14 protein-coding genes and 1 pseudogene are annotated in these 17,626 nt (G+C 71.4%); 5 read left to right on the forward strand and 10 right to left on the reverse strand.

Features of this window, described 5'->3' with window-relative positions:
• Positions 1 to 33: 33 nt before the first annotated feature.
• Positions 34 to 2,364, forward strand: a complete 2,331-nt coding sequence (locus ACFZDC_RS02810; protein ID WP_391319551.1) for an ATP-binding cassette domain-containing protein — start codon at positions 34 to 36, stop codon at positions 2,362 to 2,364.
• On the opposite strand, the gene ACFZDC_RS02815 is transcribed toward ACFZDC_RS02810, so the two are convergent.
• From ACFZDC_RS02815 to ACFZDC_RS02835, 5 genes are all read right to left on the reverse strand, one after another.
• Positions 2,354 to 3,205: a 1-acyl-sn-glycerol-3-phosphate acyltransferase gene (locus ACFZDC_RS02815; protein WP_391319552.1), complete on the reverse strand. Its 852-nt coding sequence runs from the start codon at positions 3,203 to 3,205 to the stop codon at positions 2,354 to 2,356. The two genes, ACFZDC_RS02810 and ACFZDC_RS02815, sit on opposite strands and share 11 nt — an antisense overlap.
• Entirely contained in the window at positions 3,205 to 3,975 is a 771-nt protein-coding gene (locus ACFZDC_RS02820) for a GNAT family N-acyltransferase (protein WP_391319553.1), read from the reverse strand. Before ACFZDC_RS02820 ends, ACFZDC_RS02815 begins: the two co-directional genes overlap by 1 nt.
• Before the next feature lie 268 nt (positions 3,976 to 4,243).
• Positions 4,244 to 4,993 (reverse strand): succinate dehydrogenase/fumarate reductase iron-sulfur subunit, encoded by a 750-nt coding sequence (locus ACFZDC_RS02825; RefSeq protein ID WP_391319554.1) that lies wholly within the window; start codon positions 4,991 to 4,993, stop codon positions 4,244 to 4,246.
• Complete coding sequence (locus ACFZDC_RS02830; RefSeq protein WP_391319555.1) at positions 4,990 to 6,939, reverse strand: fumarate reductase/succinate dehydrogenase flavoprotein subunit; 1,950 nt, start codon at positions 6,937 to 6,939, stop codon at positions 4,990 to 4,992. Before ACFZDC_RS02830 ends, ACFZDC_RS02825 begins: the two co-directional genes overlap by 4 nt.
• Positions 6,940 to 6,941: 2 nt before the next feature.
• The gene (locus tag ACFZDC_RS02835) at positions 6,942 to 7,613 is read right to left on the reverse strand and encodes a succinate dehydrogenase (RefSeq protein ID WP_391319722.1); all 672 of its coding nucleotides are present in this window, start codon (positions 7,611 to 7,613) and stop codon (positions 6,942 to 6,944) included.
• A 120-nt stretch (positions 7,614 to 7,733) separates the two neighbouring features.
• Between ACFZDC_RS02835 and ACFZDC_RS02840 the strand changes: the two genes are divergently transcribed.
• The gene (locus ACFZDC_RS02840) at positions 7,734 to 8,618 is read left to right on the forward strand and encodes a LysR substrate-binding domain-containing protein (protein WP_391319556.1); all 885 of its coding nucleotides are present in this window, start codon (positions 7,734 to 7,736) and stop codon (positions 8,616 to 8,618) included.
• Between the two features lie 112 nt (positions 8,619 to 8,730).
• On the opposite strand, the gene ACFZDC_RS02845 is transcribed toward ACFZDC_RS02840, so the two are convergent.
• The 3 genes from ACFZDC_RS02845 to ACFZDC_RS02855 form a co-directional block, all read right to left on the reverse strand.
• Entirely contained in the window at positions 8,731 to 10,875 is a 2,145-nt protein-coding gene (locus tag ACFZDC_RS02845; protein WP_391319557.1) for an EAL domain-containing protein, read from the reverse strand.
• The gene (locus ACFZDC_RS02850; protein WP_391319558.1) at positions 10,872 to 11,684 is read right to left on the reverse strand and encodes an SAM-dependent methyltransferase; all 813 of its coding nucleotides are present in this window, start codon (positions 11,682 to 11,684) and stop codon (positions 10,872 to 10,874) included. Before ACFZDC_RS02850 ends, ACFZDC_RS02845 begins: the two co-directional genes overlap by 4 nt.
• A gap of 295 nt (positions 11,685 to 11,979) precedes the next feature.
• Complete coding sequence (locus ACFZDC_RS02855) at positions 11,980 to 12,951, reverse strand: SCO0930 family lipoprotein (protein ID WP_391319559.1); 972 nt, start codon at positions 12,949 to 12,951, stop codon at positions 11,980 to 11,982.
• A gap of 732 nt (positions 12,952 to 13,683) precedes the next feature.
• Between ACFZDC_RS02855 and ACFZDC_RS02860 the strand changes: the two genes are divergently transcribed.
• The gene (locus ACFZDC_RS02860) at positions 13,684 to 13,812 is read left to right on the forward strand and encodes a hypothetical protein (protein ID WP_391319560.1); all 129 of its coding nucleotides are present in this window, start codon (positions 13,684 to 13,686) and stop codon (positions 13,810 to 13,812) included.
• Between the two features lie 30 nt (positions 13,813 to 13,842).
• Positions 13,843 to 14,607 carry a hypothetical protein gene (locus ACFZDC_RS02865; RefSeq protein ID WP_391319561.1) on the forward strand — a complete coding sequence of 255 codons (765 nt, stop codon included), beginning with the start codon at positions 13,843 to 13,845 and terminating at the stop codon, positions 14,605 to 14,607.
• 165 nt (positions 14,608 to 14,772) lie between these two features.
• On the opposite strand, the pseudogene ACFZDC_RS02870 reads toward ACFZDC_RS02865, so the two are convergent.
• Positions 14,773 to 15,165: pseudogene (locus tag ACFZDC_RS02870) on the reverse strand (hypothetical protein); the annotation flags it as partial.
• Positions 15,166 to 15,939: 774 nt separating this feature from the next.
• Here ACFZDC_RS02870 and ACFZDC_RS02875 point away from each other — a divergent pair.
• The gene (locus tag ACFZDC_RS02875; RefSeq protein WP_391319724.1) at positions 15,940 to 16,611 is read left to right on the forward strand and encodes a class F sortase; all 672 of its coding nucleotides are present in this window, start codon (positions 15,940 to 15,942) and stop codon (positions 16,609 to 16,611) included.
• Between the two features lie 30 nt (positions 16,612 to 16,641).
• On the opposite strand, the gene ACFZDC_RS02880 is transcribed toward ACFZDC_RS02875, so the two are convergent.
• Entirely contained in the window at positions 16,642 to 17,475 is an 834-nt protein-coding gene (locus ACFZDC_RS02880) for a polysaccharide deacetylase family protein (RefSeq protein WP_391319562.1), read from the reverse strand.
• Positions 17,476 to 17,626 lie beyond the last annotated feature (151 nt).

A 17,626-nucleotide genomic window follows, 5' to 3' on the forward strand; every position in this document is an offset into this window, starting at 1 on the left:
TCCCCGCCCCGGCAGGCCCGTACGGTCCTCCAGATGCACAGCTCCCATGATCCGTACGTCCGCGTGCGCGGCGCCCGCGAGCACAACCTCAAGGGCGTCGACGTGGACATCCCGCGGGACGTACTGGCCGTGTTCACCGGCGTGTCCGGCTCGGGCAAGTCGTCCCTGGCGTTCGGCACCGTCTACGCCGAGGCGCAGCGACGCTACTTCGAGTCGGTCGCGCCGTACGCGCGCAGGCTGATCCACCAGGTCGGGGCGCCCAAGGTCGGCGAGATCACCGGGCTGCCGCCCGCCGTCTCGCTGCAGCAGCGCCGCTCGGCCCCCACCTCGCGCTCCTCGGTGGGCACGGTCACCAACCTGTCCAACTCCCTGCGCATGCTGTTCTCGCGGGCCGGCCGGTATCCGCCCGGCGCCGAGCGGCTCGACTCGGACGCGTTCTCCCCCAACACCGCGGCCGGCGCCTGCCCGCAGTGCCACGGCCTCGGCCACGTGCACGGCACCACCGAGGAGTTGCTGGTCCCCGACCCGTCGCTGTCGATCCGCGAGGGTGCGATCGCCGCATGGCCGGGCGCCTGGCAGGGCAAGAACCTGCGCGACATCCTCGACGCGCTCGGGTACGACGTGGACCGGCCCTGGCGCGAACTGCCCGCCGGGCAGCGGGAGTGGATCCTCTTCACCGACGAGCAGCCGGTGGTCACCGTCCATCCGGTCCGGGACGCCGACCGCATCCAACGGCCGTACCAGGGCACGTACATGAGCGCCCGCCGCTACGTGCTGAAGACGTTCTCCGACACCAAGTCCCCCACCCTGCGGGCCAAGGCGGAGCGCTTCCTCACCAGCGCGCCCTGCCGGGTGTGCGGGGGCAGCAGACTGCGGCCGGAGGCGCTGGCGGTCACCGTCGGCGGCCGGACCATCGCCGACCTGGCCGCACTGCCCCTGACCGACCTGGCCGGCCTGCTCGACGGCGCCACGGAGACCGCCCGGATCCTCACGCAGGACCTGAAGTCAAGGATCGCGCCCGTGGTCGAGCTGGGCCTCGGCTATCTCAGCCTGGACCGGGCCACGCCCACCCTGTCGGCAGGCGAGCTGCAGCGGCTGCGGCTCGCCACCCAGTTGCGCTCGGGCCTGTTCGGCGTGGTGTACGTGCTGGACGAGCCGTCGGCCGGGCTGCACCCGGCGGACACCGAGGCCCTGCTCACGGTGCTGGACCGGCTCAAGGCGGCCGGGAACTCGGTGTTCGTGGTCGAGCACCACCTGGAGGTGGTGCGCGGCGCCGACTGGCTGGTGGACGTCGGCCCCGGCGCCGGCGAGCACGGCGGCCGGGTGCTGTACAGCGGCCCGGTGGCCGAGCTGGCCTCGGTCGAGGAGTCGGCCACGGCCCGCTACCTCTTCGACGAGGCCCCGGGGCCGGCGCGGGAGCTCCGTGAGCCGCGCGGATGGCTGGAGGTGGGCCCGGTGAACCGGCACAACCTGCGCGCAGTGACGGCCGCATTCCCGCTCGGCGCGTTCACCGCCGTCACCGGTGTCTCCGGCTCCGGGAAGTCCACGCTCATCGGCGAACTCACCGAGGATCTGGACGGGGTCGGCCGTCTGGTCCGGGTGGACCAGAAGCCGATCGGGCGCACGCCACGCTCCAACCTGGCCACCTACACCGGCCTGTTCGACGTCGTACGGAAGGTGTTCGCCGCCACCGGCGAGGCACGGGAACGCGGGTACGGCGTCGGGCGGTTCTCCTTCAACATGCCGGGAGGGCGCTGCGAGACCTGCCAGGGCGAGGGGTTCGTCAGCGTCGAACTGCTGTTCCTGCCAAGCACCCACGCGCCCTGTCCGGACTGCGGCGGCGCCCGCTACAACCCGGAAACCCTCCGGGTGTCGTACCGGGGACGGAACATCGCCGAAGTGCTCGACCTCACCGTCGAGGACGCTGCGGAGTTCTTCGCGGACACCCCGGCCGCGGCCCGCAGCCTGGGCACGCTGCTGGACGTGGGCCTCGGCTATCTGAGCCTGGGCCGGCCCGCCACCGAGCTGTCCGGCGGGGAGGCCCAGCGGATCAAGCTGGCGAGCGAGCTGCAGCGCGGCCGCCGCGCGCACACCCTCTACCTGCTGGACGAGCCGACGACCGGGCTGCACCCGGCCGACGTCGAGGTGCTGATGGACCGGCTGCACGGTCTCGTCGACGCCGGGCACACGGTCGTCGTGGTCGAGCACGACATGAGCGTGGTCGCGGAGGCGGACTGGGTGATCGACCTGGGGCCGGGCGGCGGCGACCGGGGCGGGCGCATCGTGGCGGCCGGGCCGCCGCAGCGGGTGGCGCGGGCGGAGGGCAGCGCCACGGCGCCCTATCTGGCCCGGGTCATGCCCTGAGCCCGGGAGACCCGCGGGGACAGGGGAGCCCATGGGTGCGGGCCGGCTCGGGCGTGACCGGCTGGGCGGCGCGGGCGAGAGTGCGGCGGTCGGGATGGGTACCGGGCGGTATCACCGGCCGTACGTCCACCTCGGCCACCAGGCCCCGCGCGCGGGCGACCCGCCACAGCGAGGCGAGCAGGGTGTCCTCGCCGACGAACGCGGCCGCGGTGCTCGCCCCTCCCCCGTCCTGCCGGTAGCGCAGCCGGACCGGCTGCACCGGCACGCCCGCGTCCAGCGCGGACTGGAAGACGGCCCGGTGGAAGCGGCCGTGCGCCCGCCCGCACCAGGTGCTGCCCTCGGGAAAGGCGACTACTGCCGCGCCCTGGCTCAGGGCGTGCGCGATCCGGGCGACCGTGTCGGGCAGTGAGCGCAGCCGGTCGCGCTCGATGAACAGCGCCCCGCCCCGCGCGGCCAGCGCGCCCGCCACGGGCCACTGCCGGATCTCGGTCTTGGCGAGCATCCGGGCGGGGCGTACGGCGGCCAGCAGCGGGATGTCCAGCCAGGACACGTGGTTGGCGACCAGCAGCAGCCCGCCGGCCGGTGCGGCGGTGCCGGTGAAGCGGACCTGGACCCCGATGGCCCGCACGATCGTCCGGCACCACCACCCGACCCACTCGGCGGGGATCTTCCCCCGCAGGCGGGGGCACCCCCAGCCGAGCGGGGACAGCATGACCCCGGCCAGCACCAGGACCGCGACCGCGGTGAGCCGCAGCACCGCGCGGGGTGCGGCCGCGGCGGGTGCGGCCGGTTCCACGCAGGCGTTCGGGGTGCAGGGGGCGCTGGGCAGCCAGACGCTCATCAGGCCGGCACGAGGGAGAGGAAGTGCCGCAGATAGCGCGGGTTGACCTGGCGCATCGACAGCAGCACGTACAGGTCGGCGACCCCGAAGTCCGCATCGTGCGCCGGTTCCCCGCACACCCAGGCGCCCAGGCGGAGGTAGCCGCGCAGCAGGGCGGGGAGTTCGGTCCTGGCGGCCGGCGCCCCGGTGTCCGGGGCCCAGGGCAGCAGCGGCCGTACCCGGAACTCCTCCGGAGCCATGTGCTTGTCCCGCACCCGGTCCCAGGTGGCGCTCGCCAGGGTGCCCCCGTCGGCGAGCGGGATGGAGCAGCAGCCGGCCAGCCACTCGTGGCCCCGGTCGACCATGTAGCGGGCTATCCCGGCCCAGATCAGGCCGATGACGGCGCCGTCGCGGTGGTCGGGGTGCACACAGGAGCGGCCGACCTCGACCAGCCCGGGCCGGATCCCGTCGAGCCGGGCCAGGTCGAACTCGCCCTCCGAGTACAGCCGGCCGGCGACCGCGGCCCGCTCGGGCGGCAGCAGCCGGTAGGTGCCGACGACCTGCCCGGTGACGGTGTCGTGCACCAGCAGGTGGTCGCAGTAGGCGTCGAACGGGTCGACGTCGTACCCCGGCTCGGGGGTGGCGAGCAGCGCGCCCATCTCCCCGGCGAAGACGTCGTGCCGCAGCCGCTGCGCGGCACGCACGTCGTCCTCGTCGCGGGCGAGGGTGACGGTGTAGCGGGTGGGTGCCGCGGGCTGCGGAGGACGGTCGAGCGTGGTGACGCCGGTCATGGCTCACTCCATGGTCACGGGCCGGGGTCGGCGGGGGCGGCAGCCCGGCGGTCCGGGCTGCCGCTCCTGTTCTTCCGACGCCGGTTGGCGTGCACGTGACCGAGGGCGGGAGAGCGGGTGTGGGGTTGTTGAACGCCGTGGGCGGCGCAGCGGGAAACCCAGACGGGACCGGGATGAGCACCGATCCCGGTCCCGCCCGTCCGCCTGCCTGTCGGCGAACGTTTCAGTTGTCGCGCTGCTGGTGCGGTGACCGGACAGGTTCACCGGCCTAGCGCTTGCCCGCTTTCCGGGTGGCCCGCAGCCACTCCCTGTTCATGCTGGTGATGGACACGAGGGGGATCCCCTTGGGGCAGGCGGTCGCGCACTCACCGGTCAGCGTGCACCCGCCGAACCCCTCGGCGTCCATCTGCGCCACCATGTCCAGCACCCGGGTCTCCCGCTCGGGCGCGCCCTGGGGCAGCACGTTCAGATGGTTGACCTTGGCGGAGGTGAACAGCATCGCCGCGCCGTTCGGACACGCGGCCACACATGCCCCGCAGCCGATGCACTCCGCGTGCTCGAACGCGAAGTCGGCGTCGGCCTTCGGCACCGGTGTGGCGTGGGCCTCCGGCGCCGATCCGGTCGGGGCGGTGATGTAGCCGCCGGCCTGGATGATCCGGTCGAAGGCGGACCGGTCGACGACCAGGTCCTTGACCACCGGGAAGGCGGCGGCCCGCCACGGCTCGACGTCGATCGTGTCGCCGTCTTTGAAGGACCGCATGTGCAGCTGGCAGGTGGTGGTGCGCTCGGGCCCGTGCGCCTCGCCGTTGATGACGAGGGAACAGGCTCCGCAGATCCCCTCGCGGCAGTCGTGGTCGAAGGCGACCGGCTCCTCGCCGGAGAGGATGAGCTGTTCGTTGAGGACGTCCAGCATCTCCAGGAAGGACATGTCGGACGAGATGCCGTCCACCACGTATGTGGACATCGCGCCGTCGGCGTCGGCGTTCTTCTGCCGCCAGACGCGCAGGGTGAGCTTCATGCGTAGCTCCGCTGGGTGGGGTGGACGTACTCGAAGACCAGGTCTTCCTTGTGCAGGACGGGCGCAGAGCCCGTACCGGTGAACTGCCAGGCGGCCGCGTAGGCGAACGCGTCGTCCTTGCGGGCGGCCTCGCCGTCCGGCGTCTGGGACTCCTCGCGGAAGTGGCCGCCGCAGGACTCGGCGCGGTGCAGCGCGTCGAGGCACATCAGCTCGGCGAGCTCCAGGTAGTCGACGATCCGGTTGGCCTTCTCCAGCGACTGGTTGAACTCCTCGCCGGTGCCGGGCACCTTGATGCGCCGCCAGAACTCCTCCCTGATCTGCGGGATGCGTTCCAGCGCCTTGCGCAGACCGGAGTCGCTGCGGGCCATGCCGCAGAACTCCCACATCAGCTCGCCGAGTTCACGGTGGAAGGAGTCGGGGGTACGGTCGCCGTCGACGGCGAGGAGCAGGTTGAGCCGGTCCTCGGTCTCGGCCAGCACCTCCTGGACCACCGGGTGTTCGGCGGTCACCGGGTCCTGGTGCGGATGGCGCGCCAGGTAGTCGTTGATGGTGGCCGGCAGCACGAAGTAGCCGTCGGCCAGGCCCTGCATCAGTGCGGACGCGCCGAGCCGGTTGGCGCCGTGGTCGGAGAAGTTGGCCTCGCCGATCGCGAACAGGCCCGGGATCGTGGTCTGGAGGTCGTAGTCGACCCACAGGCCGCCCATCGTGTAGTGCACGGCCGGGTAGATCCGCATCGGCACCTCGTACGGATCCTCGTCGGTGATCCGCTGGTACATGTCGAAGAGGTTGCCGTACCTGGCCTCGACCGCCTTGCGCCCCATCCGCTCGATGGCGTCGGCGAAGTCCAGGTAGACGCCCTGACCGCCGGGGCCCACGCCCCTGCCCTCGTCGCAGACGTTCTTCGCGGCGCGCGAGGCGATGTCCCGCGGGACCAGGTTGCCGAAGGAGGGGTAGATGCGCTCCAGGTAGTAGTCGCGCTCGTCCTCGGGGATCCGGTCCGGCGGCCGTTCGTCGCCCTTCGCCTTCGGCACCCAGATCCGGCCGTCGTTGCGCAGCGACTCGCTCATCAGGGTGAGCTTGGACTGGTGGTCGCCGGTGCGCGGGATGCAGGTCGGGTGGATCTGCGTGAAGCAGGGGTTGGCGAAGTAGGCGCCGCGCCGGTGCGCCCGCCAGATGGCGGTGGCGTTGGAGTTCATGGCGTTCGTCGACAGGTAGAAGACGTTGCCGTAGCCGCCGCTCGCCAGGACGACGGCGTCCGCGAAGTACGTGGAGATATTCCCGGTGATCAGGTCCCGGGCCACGATCCCGCGCGCCCGGCCGTCCACCACGATCAGGTCGAGCATCTCGGTGCGCGGGTGCATCTCCACGTTCCCCGCGGCGATCTGCCGGGACAGCGCCTGGTAGGCGCCCAGCAGCAGCTGCTGACCCGTCTGGCCGCGGGCGTAGAAGGTACGGGACACCTGGACGCCGCCGAAGGAGCGGGTGTCGAGGAGGCCGCCGTACTCGCGGGCGAACGGGACGCCCTGCGCCACGCACTGGTCGATGATCTCCACGGAGATCTGCGCGAGCCGGTGCACGTTCGACTCGCGGGCGCGGAAGTCGCCGCCCTTGACGGTGTCGTAGAACAGCCGGTGGATCGAGTCGCCGTCGTTGCGGTAGTTCTTCGCCGCGTTGATGCCGCCCTGCGCGGCGATCGAGTGGGCCCGGCGCGGGGAGTCCTGGTAGCAGAACTGGACGACGTGGTAGCCCTGTTCGGCGAGCGTGGCGCCCGCGGAACCGCCGGCCAGGCCGGTGCCGACCACGATGATCGTGTGCTTGCGGCGGTTGGCGGGGTTGACCAGCTTGGCCTCGAAGCGGCGCTTGTCCCAGCGCTCGTGGACGGGCCCGGCAGGCGCCTTGGTGTCGGCCAGGGGTTCGCCGGTCTCGTAGTCGACGTAGGAAGTCATGGTCAGCTCACCACTCCGGTCATGACGCCCACGGGTATGGCGATGAAGCCGGCCGTGAGCAGCAGCGCGAGGACGTTGGCGACGGTCTTCAGGGCGCGGTCGCGGGCGCGGCTGCCGACGCCGAGGGTCTGCGCGGCGCTCCAGAAGCCGTGCCGGATGTGCAGGCCGAGCGCGAGCATCGCGACGATGTAGATGACGTTGCCGTACCAGGTGGAGAAGGTGTCCACCACGTTCTGGTAGGGGTGGCCCTCCTGGAACCCGCCGGAGTGCACGGTGCCGGTGGTCAGGTCCAGGACGTGCCAGACGATGAACAGGCCGAGGATGATCCCGCCCCAGCGCATGGTCCGCGTGGCGTAACTGGCCCGCGGCTTGCTGTGCACGTACTTGCTGGGCCGGGCGTTGAGGTCGCGACGGCTGAGCTGGTAGGCGGAGGTGGCGTGGGCCACCACGGCCACGACGAGCACGATCCGGATGAGCCAGAGCGTCCACTCGTAGTGCATGAAGGGTTCGCCGACGGTGCGCAGCCAGTGCGCGTAGTGGTTGAACTCGCCGGCCCCGAAGTAGATCTTCAGGTCCCCGATCAGGTGCGCGACCAGGTACAGCAGCATGACCAGGCCGCTGACGGCCATGACCGTCTTCTTGCCGACGGTGCTGTCCCACATCGTGCGCGCCATGGACGGCCGTCGGTCCGTCCGCGTTGCCAGTGCCATGTCTCAGAACGCTAGGGCCGGGGAACCCGATCGGTCCAAGACATGGTCCGGCTCGTTTCCATAGGCAGAGACTATTCTGCAGGTATGCAGTTCCAGCAACTCCAGTACTTCGTGGCCGTCGCCGAGACCCGGCACTTCACCCGGGCCGCGGAGCTGGTCCATGTCGCCCAGCCGTCCCTGTCCCAGCAGATCAAGGCGCTGGAGCGGGAACTGGGCGCCGACCTGTTCCTGCGCGCACGGGGCAACATCACGCTGACCGACGCGGGCGAGGCGCTGCTGCCGCTGGCCCGGCGGATCCTCGCGGACGCGGACACCGCCCGGCACGAGGTGCAGGAGCTGGTGCAGCTGCGGCGGGGACGGGTCCGCCTGGGCGCCACGCCGAGCCTGTGCACCGGCCTGCTGCCGGACGTCCTGCGCGCCTTCCACGACCGCTACCCGGGCATCCAGCTGCTGATCGAGGAGGGCGGGTCGCACGACCTGGTGCGGGAGCTGGCCCGTGGTGCCCTCGACCTCGCGCTGGTCGTCCTGCCGCTGCCGACGCCCGCGCCCGCGCTGACCACGGTGGAGCTGCTGCGGGAGGATCTCGTGGTGGTGTCCTCACCGGAGGCACCGGCGCCCGGGCGGGGCGGCCGGGCGGTCGACATCGGCGATCTCGAGGGCGAGCGCCTGGTGATGTTCCGGCACGGCTATGACCTGCGGGAGCTGACGGTGGCCGCGTGTCGCTCCGCCGGGTTCGAACCGGACTTCGCGGTGGAGGGAGGTGAGATGGACGCGGTGCTGGGGTTCGTGCGGGCGGGGCTGGGCGTGGCCGTCGTACCGCGGATGGTGGCCACTCGGGCCGGGCGGGGCTTGCGGGTGACTGCGCTGGCTCGGCCGGGGTTGCACCGGACCATCGCGCTGGCCCACCGAAGTGACGTCGCCCCGCCTCGCGCGGCGCGGGAGCTGCAGCGGATGCTGCTGGAACGGTGAGGTGCCCGGTGCCCGGGTGCGGCTGCCTGCGTCGCACCGTTGGGGGGGCGGGTGGTTTGTGGTCGCTCGCGCAGTTCCCCGCGCCGCGGCTGCGCCCCCACGCCCCCGCCACTCAGCCCGTCGCGTCCACCAAAGCCAGGTCGTGCAGCCTCTCCGGGGGGCCCGGGCGGGCGTAGTACCAGCCCTGGGCCGTGTCGCAGCCCAGGACGCGGAGCTGTTCCGCCTGGGCGCCGGTCTCCACACCCTCGACGGTGACCGCGAGGTCGAGGCTGTGGGCCAGCGAGACGATGCCCTCGACGATCTTCAGGTCGACGGGGTCGGCCGGGAACTGCTGCATGCCCTGGGTGAAGGAGCGATCCAGTTTGAGGATGCTCACCGGGAGACGGCGCAGGTTGGCGAGGTTGGAGTAGCCGGTGCCGAAGTCGTCCAGGGCGATGTCGACGCCCATCTCGGCCAGCCGGCGCAGGGGTTTGAGGAGGTCGTCGTCCGCGCCGATCAGTGCGGACTCGGTGACTTCCAGGCAGAGGGCGTCCGGGGCGACGCCCGCGCGTTCGAGGATGTCCACCGTGTCCTGGACGAGGCCGGGATGGCTGAGCTGGCACGGGGAGAGGTTGACGTTGATGCGCAGCGGGCCGGCGGTCGTCTGCTCGCCGTGCCGTTCTCGCCATTCGCGGGCCTGCCGGATGGACTCCTCCAGGACCCAGCGGCCGAGCGGAACGATCAGGCCCGTGTGCTCGGCAAGCGGGATGAACCGGTCGGGGCCGAGGACACCGTGCTGCGGGTGCAGCCAGCGGACGAGCGCCTCGGCACCGCGCACGCTGCCGTCGCCGAGGTGGACGAGGGGCTGGTACTCGATGAAGAACTCACCGCGTTCCAGGGCCGTCGGCAGGGCGGTGGTGAGGCCGTGCCGGGTGATCGCGCGGGCGTCGGCCTCCGGGTCGGCGAGTTCGGAGCGGTTGCCGCCCGCCGACTTGGCCCGGTACATGGTGATGTCCGCGCTGCGCAGCACCTCGGCCGCGGTGCGCTCGCCCGCCGGGCCCTCCACGATGCCGAGGCTGCCACGCACCAGCAGGTCACGGCCGTCGATGCTGATGGGCGTGACGAGGGCGCTCATGATGCGCTCGGCGAGTTCGTCGACCTCGCGCTCGGTTCCGGGACCGGTGGTCAGCGCCACGAACTCGTCGCCGCCGAGCCGGGCGACCATCTCACCGGGGGCGGTCGCGCAGGACTGCAGCCGGTCGGCGACCTCCACCAGCAGCCGGTCGCCCGCCGCGTGGCCGAGGCTGTCGTTGATGGTCTTGAACCCGTCCAGGTCCAGGTAGCACAGGCCGAAGCGCTGGCCGGCGCCCGCCCCCAGGGCCTTCTCCAGACGTTCGAAGAACAGGGTGCGGTTGGGCAGGCCGGTCAGCGCGTCGTGCGTGGCCTCGTAGCGCAGCCGCAGATTGAGCAGGCGCCGCTCGGTGGTGTCCTCCATGAGGGCCAGCTGGTACTGCGGCCTGCCGTCGGCGTCACGCAGCAGGGAGACCGTCAGGTTGGTCCACAGGACCGTGCCGTCGGATCGGTTGAAGGCCTTCTCGACGTGGAAGTGCTCCCGCTCGCCGCGGACGAGTTCCTCGTAGAGCTTCCAGGTCTGGGGTGCATCCTCGGGGTGCGTCCACTCCATGACATTGCGGCCGCGCACGGTCTGCTCGGAGCCGCCGAACATGCGCATCAGCGCCTGGTTGACCTGGAGCACGTTTCCGTCCAGGTCCGCGATGCCGATTCCTATGGCCGCGCCCTCGAACACCGCCCGGAAGCGGGCCTCGCTGGCGTGCAGTGCCTGCGCCACCACGCCCTGGGCCTGCAGCGCGGCCTGGGCGATGGCCTCCTGCTCGGCGAGGGTGCGCTCGCGCAGCGCCTGGGCGTATCCGGCGGCCATCGCGTGCTGCAACCGCGAGGAACGCATGCGCAGTTCGTCCTGGGGGCCGTCCTCGCCGCAGTACAGGACCAGGTAGGCGTCGACGCAGTCCAGGGTGCGGGTGAGCGCCTCGGGATCGGTGCAGTGCGCCCCGACCAGTGCGGCGCCGACCGCCCTGGCCTCCTCGGCGTCGAAGCTGCGGGCCCGCAGCAGACCGCTCAACCGGCGTGCGAGCGGGAGCAGTTGTTCCTCGAACTCCGCGCGGGTCGCCGACGTGGAGGTGACCGGGAAGACCGCCCGGCTCCAGATCGTCGTCAGACGGCGCAGTCTGTCCTCCGGCCCGTCCGGCTCCGCGCTCACGCCGTACGCCCCACGCCGGCGAATCCGGAGAAGGCGTACGGATCCTCGTCCTCGGGCGCCGACTCCGGGCGCCAGTGCGGCATCGGCACCAGTCCGGGTTCCACCATGTCGTACCCCTCGAAGAACCGCGCGATCTGCTCGCGCGAGCGCATGATCAGCGGGTTGCGAATGTCCTTGTATACGTCCACCGCGCCCTCGGCCCGCTCCACTGGCAGCGGGATTCCCTCGTACGAGGCATGCGTCAGGATCAGCAGGCTGCCGGGCGCGAGCGCGTCGCGCAGCTCGGCCACCGCAGCGTACGGGTCGTCCGCGTCTTCCACGAAGTGCAGTATGGCAACGAGCAGGAGCGCCACTGGCCGATTCAGGTCGATGAGGCGGTCCAGTTGGGGGCTCGCGAGGATCTCCTGGGGCTTGCACAGGTCCGCGGCGAGCACGTCGACGGCGTCGTTGCCCGCCAGCACCGCCTGGCTGTGCGCCACCGCCACCGGATCGTGGTCGACGTAGACCACCCGGGCGTCCGGTGCGGCGGCCCGGGCCACCTCGTGGACGTTGCCGAACGTCGGGATGCCGGAGCCGATGTCGAGGTACTGGGTGATGCCCTCCCCGGCCGCGAAGCGCACGGCCCGGCGCATGAACGCCCGGTTGGCCTGCATGATCTTCGGCAGGCCCGGCATGAACTCCATGGCCTTGCGGGCCGCCTCCCGGTCGACCTCGAAGTTGTGCGAACCGCCCAGGTAGAAGTCGTAGATACGCGAAACGCTCGGCACCGAGATGTCGATGCTCCGGGGGGCCCAGGCGGGACGCTCCATGTATCTCTCCAAGGCGTGGACGACAGGTGTAGGCGATCCGGTGTTCGAGCTGAGGCTACTGATCGCCCGCCAAAGGAGCGACCCGAAACGGAAATTGACCATCCGTTCCCGGTCACTGCCTGCGGCAAGTGCCCGTGTGACCCCGTTGTGTGACAACTGTCCGGCATGCCACGACAGTCCGCTCGAATCGCCGGTCCACATGACACAACGGTCCGCCCCCTCCGTGCGGTGCGGAGGGGGCGGACCTTCGGTCAGGCGCCGGTGGGCGGGACGATCGACCCTGGGGAGGTGATCTCTACTTGCCCGGCGCGCCGACCGGCTTGCCGTCGGGCGAGACGGCGTACCACGTGCCGCCCACGCCCTGACCGTTGGTGTCACCGGGAGCCTTGTCACCGGAGAAGGTGTAGATCGGCCAGCAGTTGACCGTCATCTGCTTCACCCCGTCGGGCCGGGTGAAGCCCATCAGGCCCTTCTTCTGCACACCCTTGGTGTCCTCGGTCTTGACCGGGGCGACCGCGGGCCACTTCTCCAGGCAGGCACCGGCGCAGTTCGAGACGGACTTCGGCCACGCCTTGTCCTTCAGGAAGCGGTAGACCGTCATGCCGTTCCTGTCGACGACGACGTCGCCCAACTTGGGGTCCTTGCGCACGGACAGACCGGGCAGGGAGGACAGTGCGGCCTTCTTGCCGTTGGGGGCGAGCGCGAACCACTTGCCGCCCACGCCCTGGCCGTTGACGTCACCGGAGTTGACGTCCTTGGCGTAGCGGTAGGCGGGCCAGCCGCCGATGGTCAGCTGCTTGGATCCGTCGGCACGGGTGACCTCGCCGAGCAGGGCCTTGTCGATGCCGGCACCGGCGGTGGCGTCGTCGGCGGGCACCGGCGGCCAGGTGGTGGCGCAGTCGCCGTCACAGTTCGACTTGGGCGGATTGGCGGTGTCCTTGTCGAACCGGTAGAGCGTGAGGCCGGAGCCGTCCGTCAGCACTTTGCCCAGGTCGGGGTTGGCGGCCACGGTCAGCTTGCCCGCGGGGGCGGCCTGGGTCGGGGAGCTGGAGCTCTGGTTGCCGTCGGCGCCGTAGCCATTGCCCGCACCGGTACCCGTACCGGCCACGGTGCCCGAGTTGCCGTAGTCACCCGCCGCGGCCGTGGCCCCCACGTTCTGGGCCGCCGACGCCGGCGTGGTGTTGTTGTCCTGACCGCACGCCGTCGTCAGCGCCAGCACCGAAGCGGCTGTGGCCACCAGTGAGGCGGTCCGCCAGGAGGTCTTCATCGCAACTCTCCAAATCTGCCTGGATATTGCAGCGCCTTGCTGGGCCGCCGCACGGTCATGGGTACGGGGCGAAGGGGTCGGAGTGTTCAATCGGGGCGCGAAATTCTTTCCGGATCCAGTGACGCGTCCGGCGTCCGGGGGCGTACGGGCATAGAAATCGGACCAATTGTGAGATTCCGCTTGTCAAACCACTGATCACGCTTTGTCCTTCCTTCGGGGCAATCCAGGCGCACTGCGGAGTGCGACCACGTTCCGGGGCTCATGATCTCGGTCGTGCATGGACCCGAAGTGACCCGATGCGCGCCCGCGACAAGGGCGTTGGCCCTCCTGACCCTGACCTGGACCCTGGTGGGCTGCCCGGTCGGGACCGCGTCGGCCGACGCCTGCGCCGCCGCCTCGACGGGCCCGGACGGCACGGTGGCGGTGGCCGTGGCGGGAGGCGGCGACCGCTGGCCCATTCCCCCGCCGTGCCCTGAGCCCACCCCGCCACCGCGCCCGCCCACACCTACGCCCACTCCGCCGCCCACTCCGCCGCCCACTCCGCCGCCGAAGCCGACGCCCAGGCCGCGGCCGACGCCCCCGCCGAAGGCCCCGCCGACACCGCGGCCGCCCGCCCGGCCCACCCCGGCGCCACCCGCGCCCCGGCCGGCCCCGCCTCCCCCGCCCGCCCCGGCGCCGAAGCCGAAGCCCACCCCGTCGCCAAAATCCCACCCGCGGCCCTTGGTGACCCCGGTGAGCTACCCGGCGTACCACCCCCGGACCGGCGGCCACCCCGCGCCCTCCCCCACCTCACCGGTCACCTACGTCCTGCTCATCACCGTTCCCGCGATCGTCGCCGTCGCGGCGCTGCGCCCCCGCTGACGCACCGGCCGCTCACTTCTGGAGGCACTGTTGTCGGATTGGCTTGTTCTCGTCCTCGCGATGCTGGGGGCCTGTGCCGTGGTGGTCGTCATCACCCTCGTACGGCACAAGCGGGCTCCGGAGGACGAGGATCCCAGCGAGACCCCGGACGTCATCGAGTACATGACGATGTGGATCGGCGTCGTGTACGCCATCGTCCTGGGCCTGGCCATCGCGGGCGTGTGGGAGGCGCGCAGCTCCGCCCAGGACCATGTACAGGCCGAGGCCCAGGCGTTGCACGAGATCCACGAGCGGGTACGGGTCTATCCGCCCGACGTCCGTGATCGCGTTCGGGACGATGTCAACGCCTATGTCGGACACGTCGTGACCACGGAGTGGAAGGCGATGTCCGAGCACGAGCGGGTCACCGACCGCGGTACCGCGCTGCTGGCGCAGGTCCGCCACGACGTCACGGACTACCAGCCGAAGAACGACTTCGAGGCGCAGGCCTACCAGCCGCTGCTTGACCAGATGGCCGCCGCGGACCAGGCGCGCAACGCGCGCGCCGACTCGACCGGGGCGACGATGCCGGCCGTGGTGTGGTGGGGGCTGCTCGCCGGCGCGGTCATCACCATCGGCATGGTGTTCGCGCTGCAGATCCGGCGCACCCGGCGGGAGCTGGTCCTGGCCGGGCTGTTCTCCGCGACCATCGCCTTCATGCTCTTCCTCATCTGGGACCTCGACGCCCCGTACAGCCGGGGCATCGCGGCGACCGCCGAGCCGTTCCTGAGCCTGTTCCCGGGCGTCAGCGGATAGCCGCCGTACCGGACACGTCCCGCGGCCGCCGGAACGGTCTCCCGCGGGCGGCGCCCGACCGGCCGCGCCCCGTCACAGATCTTCGCCCCGGTTCCCGCGAGGGAGTCGGGGCGAAGGCCTGTTACCTGTGCGCTGTGCTGCGGCGAGCGGGGGAACAAGGATCCGTCAGATCCGATCCTCGTGGCGACGGCGCAGCCAGCAGGCACCGCCGCCGATCATGGCCGAGGCGACCAGTCCGCCGCCGATGGCCATGTCGGTCGGCGTGGCACCGCTGATGCTGCTGCCGCCGAGACCGCCCTGGACGCCGCCGAGCACGGTGAAGGCCGACGGACGGGTCAGGGTGCGGCCGTTGCAGTTGACCGTGATGTCGTAGCGGCCCGGACGGGCGTCACGGTCGACCGAGGCGACGCCTCGGGAGGTGTCGTCGCGCACCGCCGACAGCCGGACGGGCCGGAACGCCCGCGAGGACGCCGTGCCGCCACGGCAGCCGTCCACGGTGATGGTGAGCCGGCCACCGGCGGCGATCACGCTGGGCGAGGCGACGATGTTGCGCGGGTTGCCGTCCCCGCGTCCGTTGCCGAAGTCGTCACCCCTGCCGTTTCCGAAGTCGTTGCCGCGTCCGTTCCCGAAATCGTTGCCGCGTCCGTTCCCGAAGTCGTTGCCGCGTCCGCCGCCGATGTTGCCGCTGATGTGGCCGTTGAAATCTCCGTTGAGGTTGCCGTTGAAATTGGCGTTGCCGTTGCCGGGGAAGTTTCCGTTCCCGGGGAAGTTGCCGTTGGGGAAGTTGCCGTTGGGGAAGTTGCCGTTGGGGAAGTTGCCGTTGCCGGGGAAGATACCGACGCCCGGGCCGACCCCTGTGCTCCCGGTGCCGGAGATGATCCCTGTGTCGTTGGACGGGCCGCCCCCGTTGCCCATGCCGTCCGCGACGGCCACGGGAGCGGCGAGCCCCAGCATGGCGACCGCTGTGCACGCGGCCGCCAGGGCACGTTGGTTTCGCATGTGATCCTCCGCGGGAGGCACCCCGGGTCCCGTACCCGGTCGATCGGCGAGAAAGCGCCTCCCGACAAGACCCTCGGACGCGCGGAACACGCCCGCACGTCGAGAATGCTCCGTCCTGGTGAGCGGACACGCCGAGCGAAAACCACACAATCGGATATTCTCGCAGGTCACAAAGCGTCAGAAAATTCCTTGCGGCTGCAACTCGGATGGCGCACCGAAAGGGTGCCGGACCACCCGTTCGCCCGCCGTCCCGTCGCCCACCGCGCGCGTGGGACTTAGCGTTTTCCCATGCGCAAGGCACGTGGCGAGCGCCGCGTCGAGAGGGGATGGCGAATGTCTGCGTCCGTGCGGTTCGAGCTGGCCGAAGAGGAGGAGCGGCGGAGGAAGCGCGCCCCGTGGGGCGTCATAGCGCTTGTTCTGCTCACCGGTCTGGCGCTCATCCGGAACGGTTCCGGGGAGTTCGACGTCGGGCCGCCGCAGCCCGCGTCGGCGGCGGCCGCGGACAGCCGTGCCGCTCCGGCCACGTCAGCGGCGGCCCTGGCCCCACTGCCGTTCGCGGCGGCCGACCGGGTCCGGATCCCCACGATCCAGGTCGACGCGCCCATCGTGCCGGTCGGCCTGGACGCCAACGGCTGGGTCGGTGCCCCGCCGCCGGAGGACCCCAATCTGGCGGGCTGGTTCACCGGTGCGGTCTCCCCCGGGGAAAAGGGCACCGCGGTCGTCGTCGGCCATGTCGACAACAAGCAGGGGCCCGCGGTGTTCTACGGACTCGGGGCCCTGAAGAAGGGGAACCGGATCGAGGTCCTGCGCAAGGACGGAAAGACCGCGGTGTTCGAGATCTACGGAGTCGAGGTCTTCGCCAAGAGCGATTTCCCCAGCGACCGGGTGTACGGCTCGAAGGGCACGCCGGAACTGCGGGTGATCACCTGCGGGGGCGGTTTCTCGAAGCAGAACGGATACGACGGGAATGTCGTGGTCTTCGCCCGCCTGGTCGCGGTCGACTGAGACGCCGTCACCGGGCGGGCGAAGGCCGCTTCACGCCGTACGGCGGGGCGGCACGGTGAGGTGATAACCGGAGTCGAGCAGATAGGGCAGGTACTCGCGGATCGCGTGGACGCTCTGCGAACGGTCGCCCCCGGCGTCGTGGGAGAGCACCACGACCCCGGGGGCGGCACCACTCTCCACCCGGTCGACGATGGTGCTCGTGCCGGGTGTCTCCCAGTCGGTGGTGTCGACGGTCCAGGCCATCGGCTCCATGCCCATCTCGGCGCCGAGCTGGAAGGCCGCGCGGTTCCAGGCTCCGTAGGGCGCGCGGAACCACTGGGGGCGCTCCCCGTAGGTGTCCTCGATGATGTCGCTGGTCCGCTCCATCTCGGAGCGGATCTCCTTGCGGTTGAGGGTGGTCAGCAGCGGATGCGTCCAGGTGTGGTTGCCGACGACGTGCCCCTCGTCGGCCATCCGGGCCAGCAGCTCCTTGTTGTCGACGACACACTCCCCGCACACGAAGAACATCGCCCGCACGCCGTACTCGGCGAGGGTGTCCAGGATGTGGGGGGTGTAGTCCGGGTTCGGACCGTCGTCGAACGTCAGCATCATCTGCCGGCCGCGTCCGGAGATCTGCAGGATGGGTTCGTGCCGCACCTTGAGCTTGCGGGGCGCGGCGCGCGGCGGGCCGTACCCGGTGAGCGGCTGGAGCCGGAAGGCCGAGGGCCTGAGCACCTGGCGTGCCTGCGGGCCGGCGACGGGCGCGGCGGTGCGGGCCGCTTCGTCGCCGCCCGCCACGATGACGCCCGCGGTGCCCGCGGCTCCCAGAGCGGCGGCACCGGCGAGCAGCATCCGGCGCCGCGTGAACAACTGATCCTTCTGCATGACTCATCAGTCGCCCGCCAAACCGCCGCCCCACCGCACCGCCACCGGTGCGGCGGCGGGAATACACCCGGTCGGCGCAGCGCGGGGCGGGGCGGCACGGATCGGCCGGTCAGGCACCGTCCGGTCCGCCGACCCGAGCCGGAAGACAGCC

The sequence above is a fragment of the Streptomyces sp. NPDC007905 genome, from assembly GCF_042959345.1.
In the GTDB taxonomy this organism is placed as follows: domain Bacteria; phylum Actinomycetota; class Actinomycetes; order Streptomycetales; family Streptomycetaceae; genus Streptomyces.

Bases quoted from the DNA above. Each gene is read 5' to 3' on its own strand.
- ACFZDC_RS02810 (WP_391319551.1), top strand. From the start codon at position 34: ATGCACAGCTCCCATGATCCGTACGTCCGCGTGCGCGGCGCCCGCGAG.
- ACFZDC_RS02815 (WP_391319552.1), bottom strand. From the start codon at position 3,205: ATGAGCGTCTGGCTGCCCAGCGCCCCCTGCACCCCGAACGCCTGCGTG.
- ACFZDC_RS02820 (WP_391319553.1), bottom strand. From the start codon at position 3,975: ATGACCGGCGTCACCACGCTCGACCGTCCTCCGCAGCCCGCGGCACCC.
- ACFZDC_RS02825 (WP_391319554.1), bottom strand. From the start codon at position 4,993: ATGAAGCTCACCCTGCGCGTCTGGCGGCAGAAGAACGCCGACGCCGAC.
- ACFZDC_RS02830 (WP_391319555.1), bottom strand. From the start codon at position 6,939: ATGACTTCCTACGTCGACTACGAGACCGGCGAACCCCTGGCCGACACC.
- ACFZDC_RS02835 (WP_391319722.1), bottom strand. From the start codon at position 7,613: ATGGCGCGCACGATGTGGGACAGCACCGTCGGCAAGAAGACGGTCATG.
- ACFZDC_RS02840 (WP_391319556.1), top strand. From the start codon at position 7,734: ATGCAGTTCCAGCAACTCCAGTACTTCGTGGCCGTCGCCGAGACCCGG.
- ACFZDC_RS02850 (WP_391319558.1), bottom strand. From the start codon at position 11,684: ATGGAGCGTCCCGCCTGGGCCCCCCGGAGCATCGACATCTCGGTGCCG.
- ACFZDC_RS02855 (WP_391319559.1), bottom strand. From the start codon at position 12,951: ATGAAGACCTCCTGGCGGACCGCCTCACTGGTGGCCACAGCCGCTTCG.
- ACFZDC_RS02875 (WP_391319724.1), top strand. From the start codon at position 15,940: ATGTCTGCGTCCGTGCGGTTCGAGCTGGCCGAAGAGGAGGAGCGGCGG.
- ACFZDC_RS02880 (WP_391319562.1), bottom strand. From the start codon at position 17,475: ATGCAGAAGGATCAGTTGTTCACGCGGCGCCGGATGCTGCTCGCCGGT.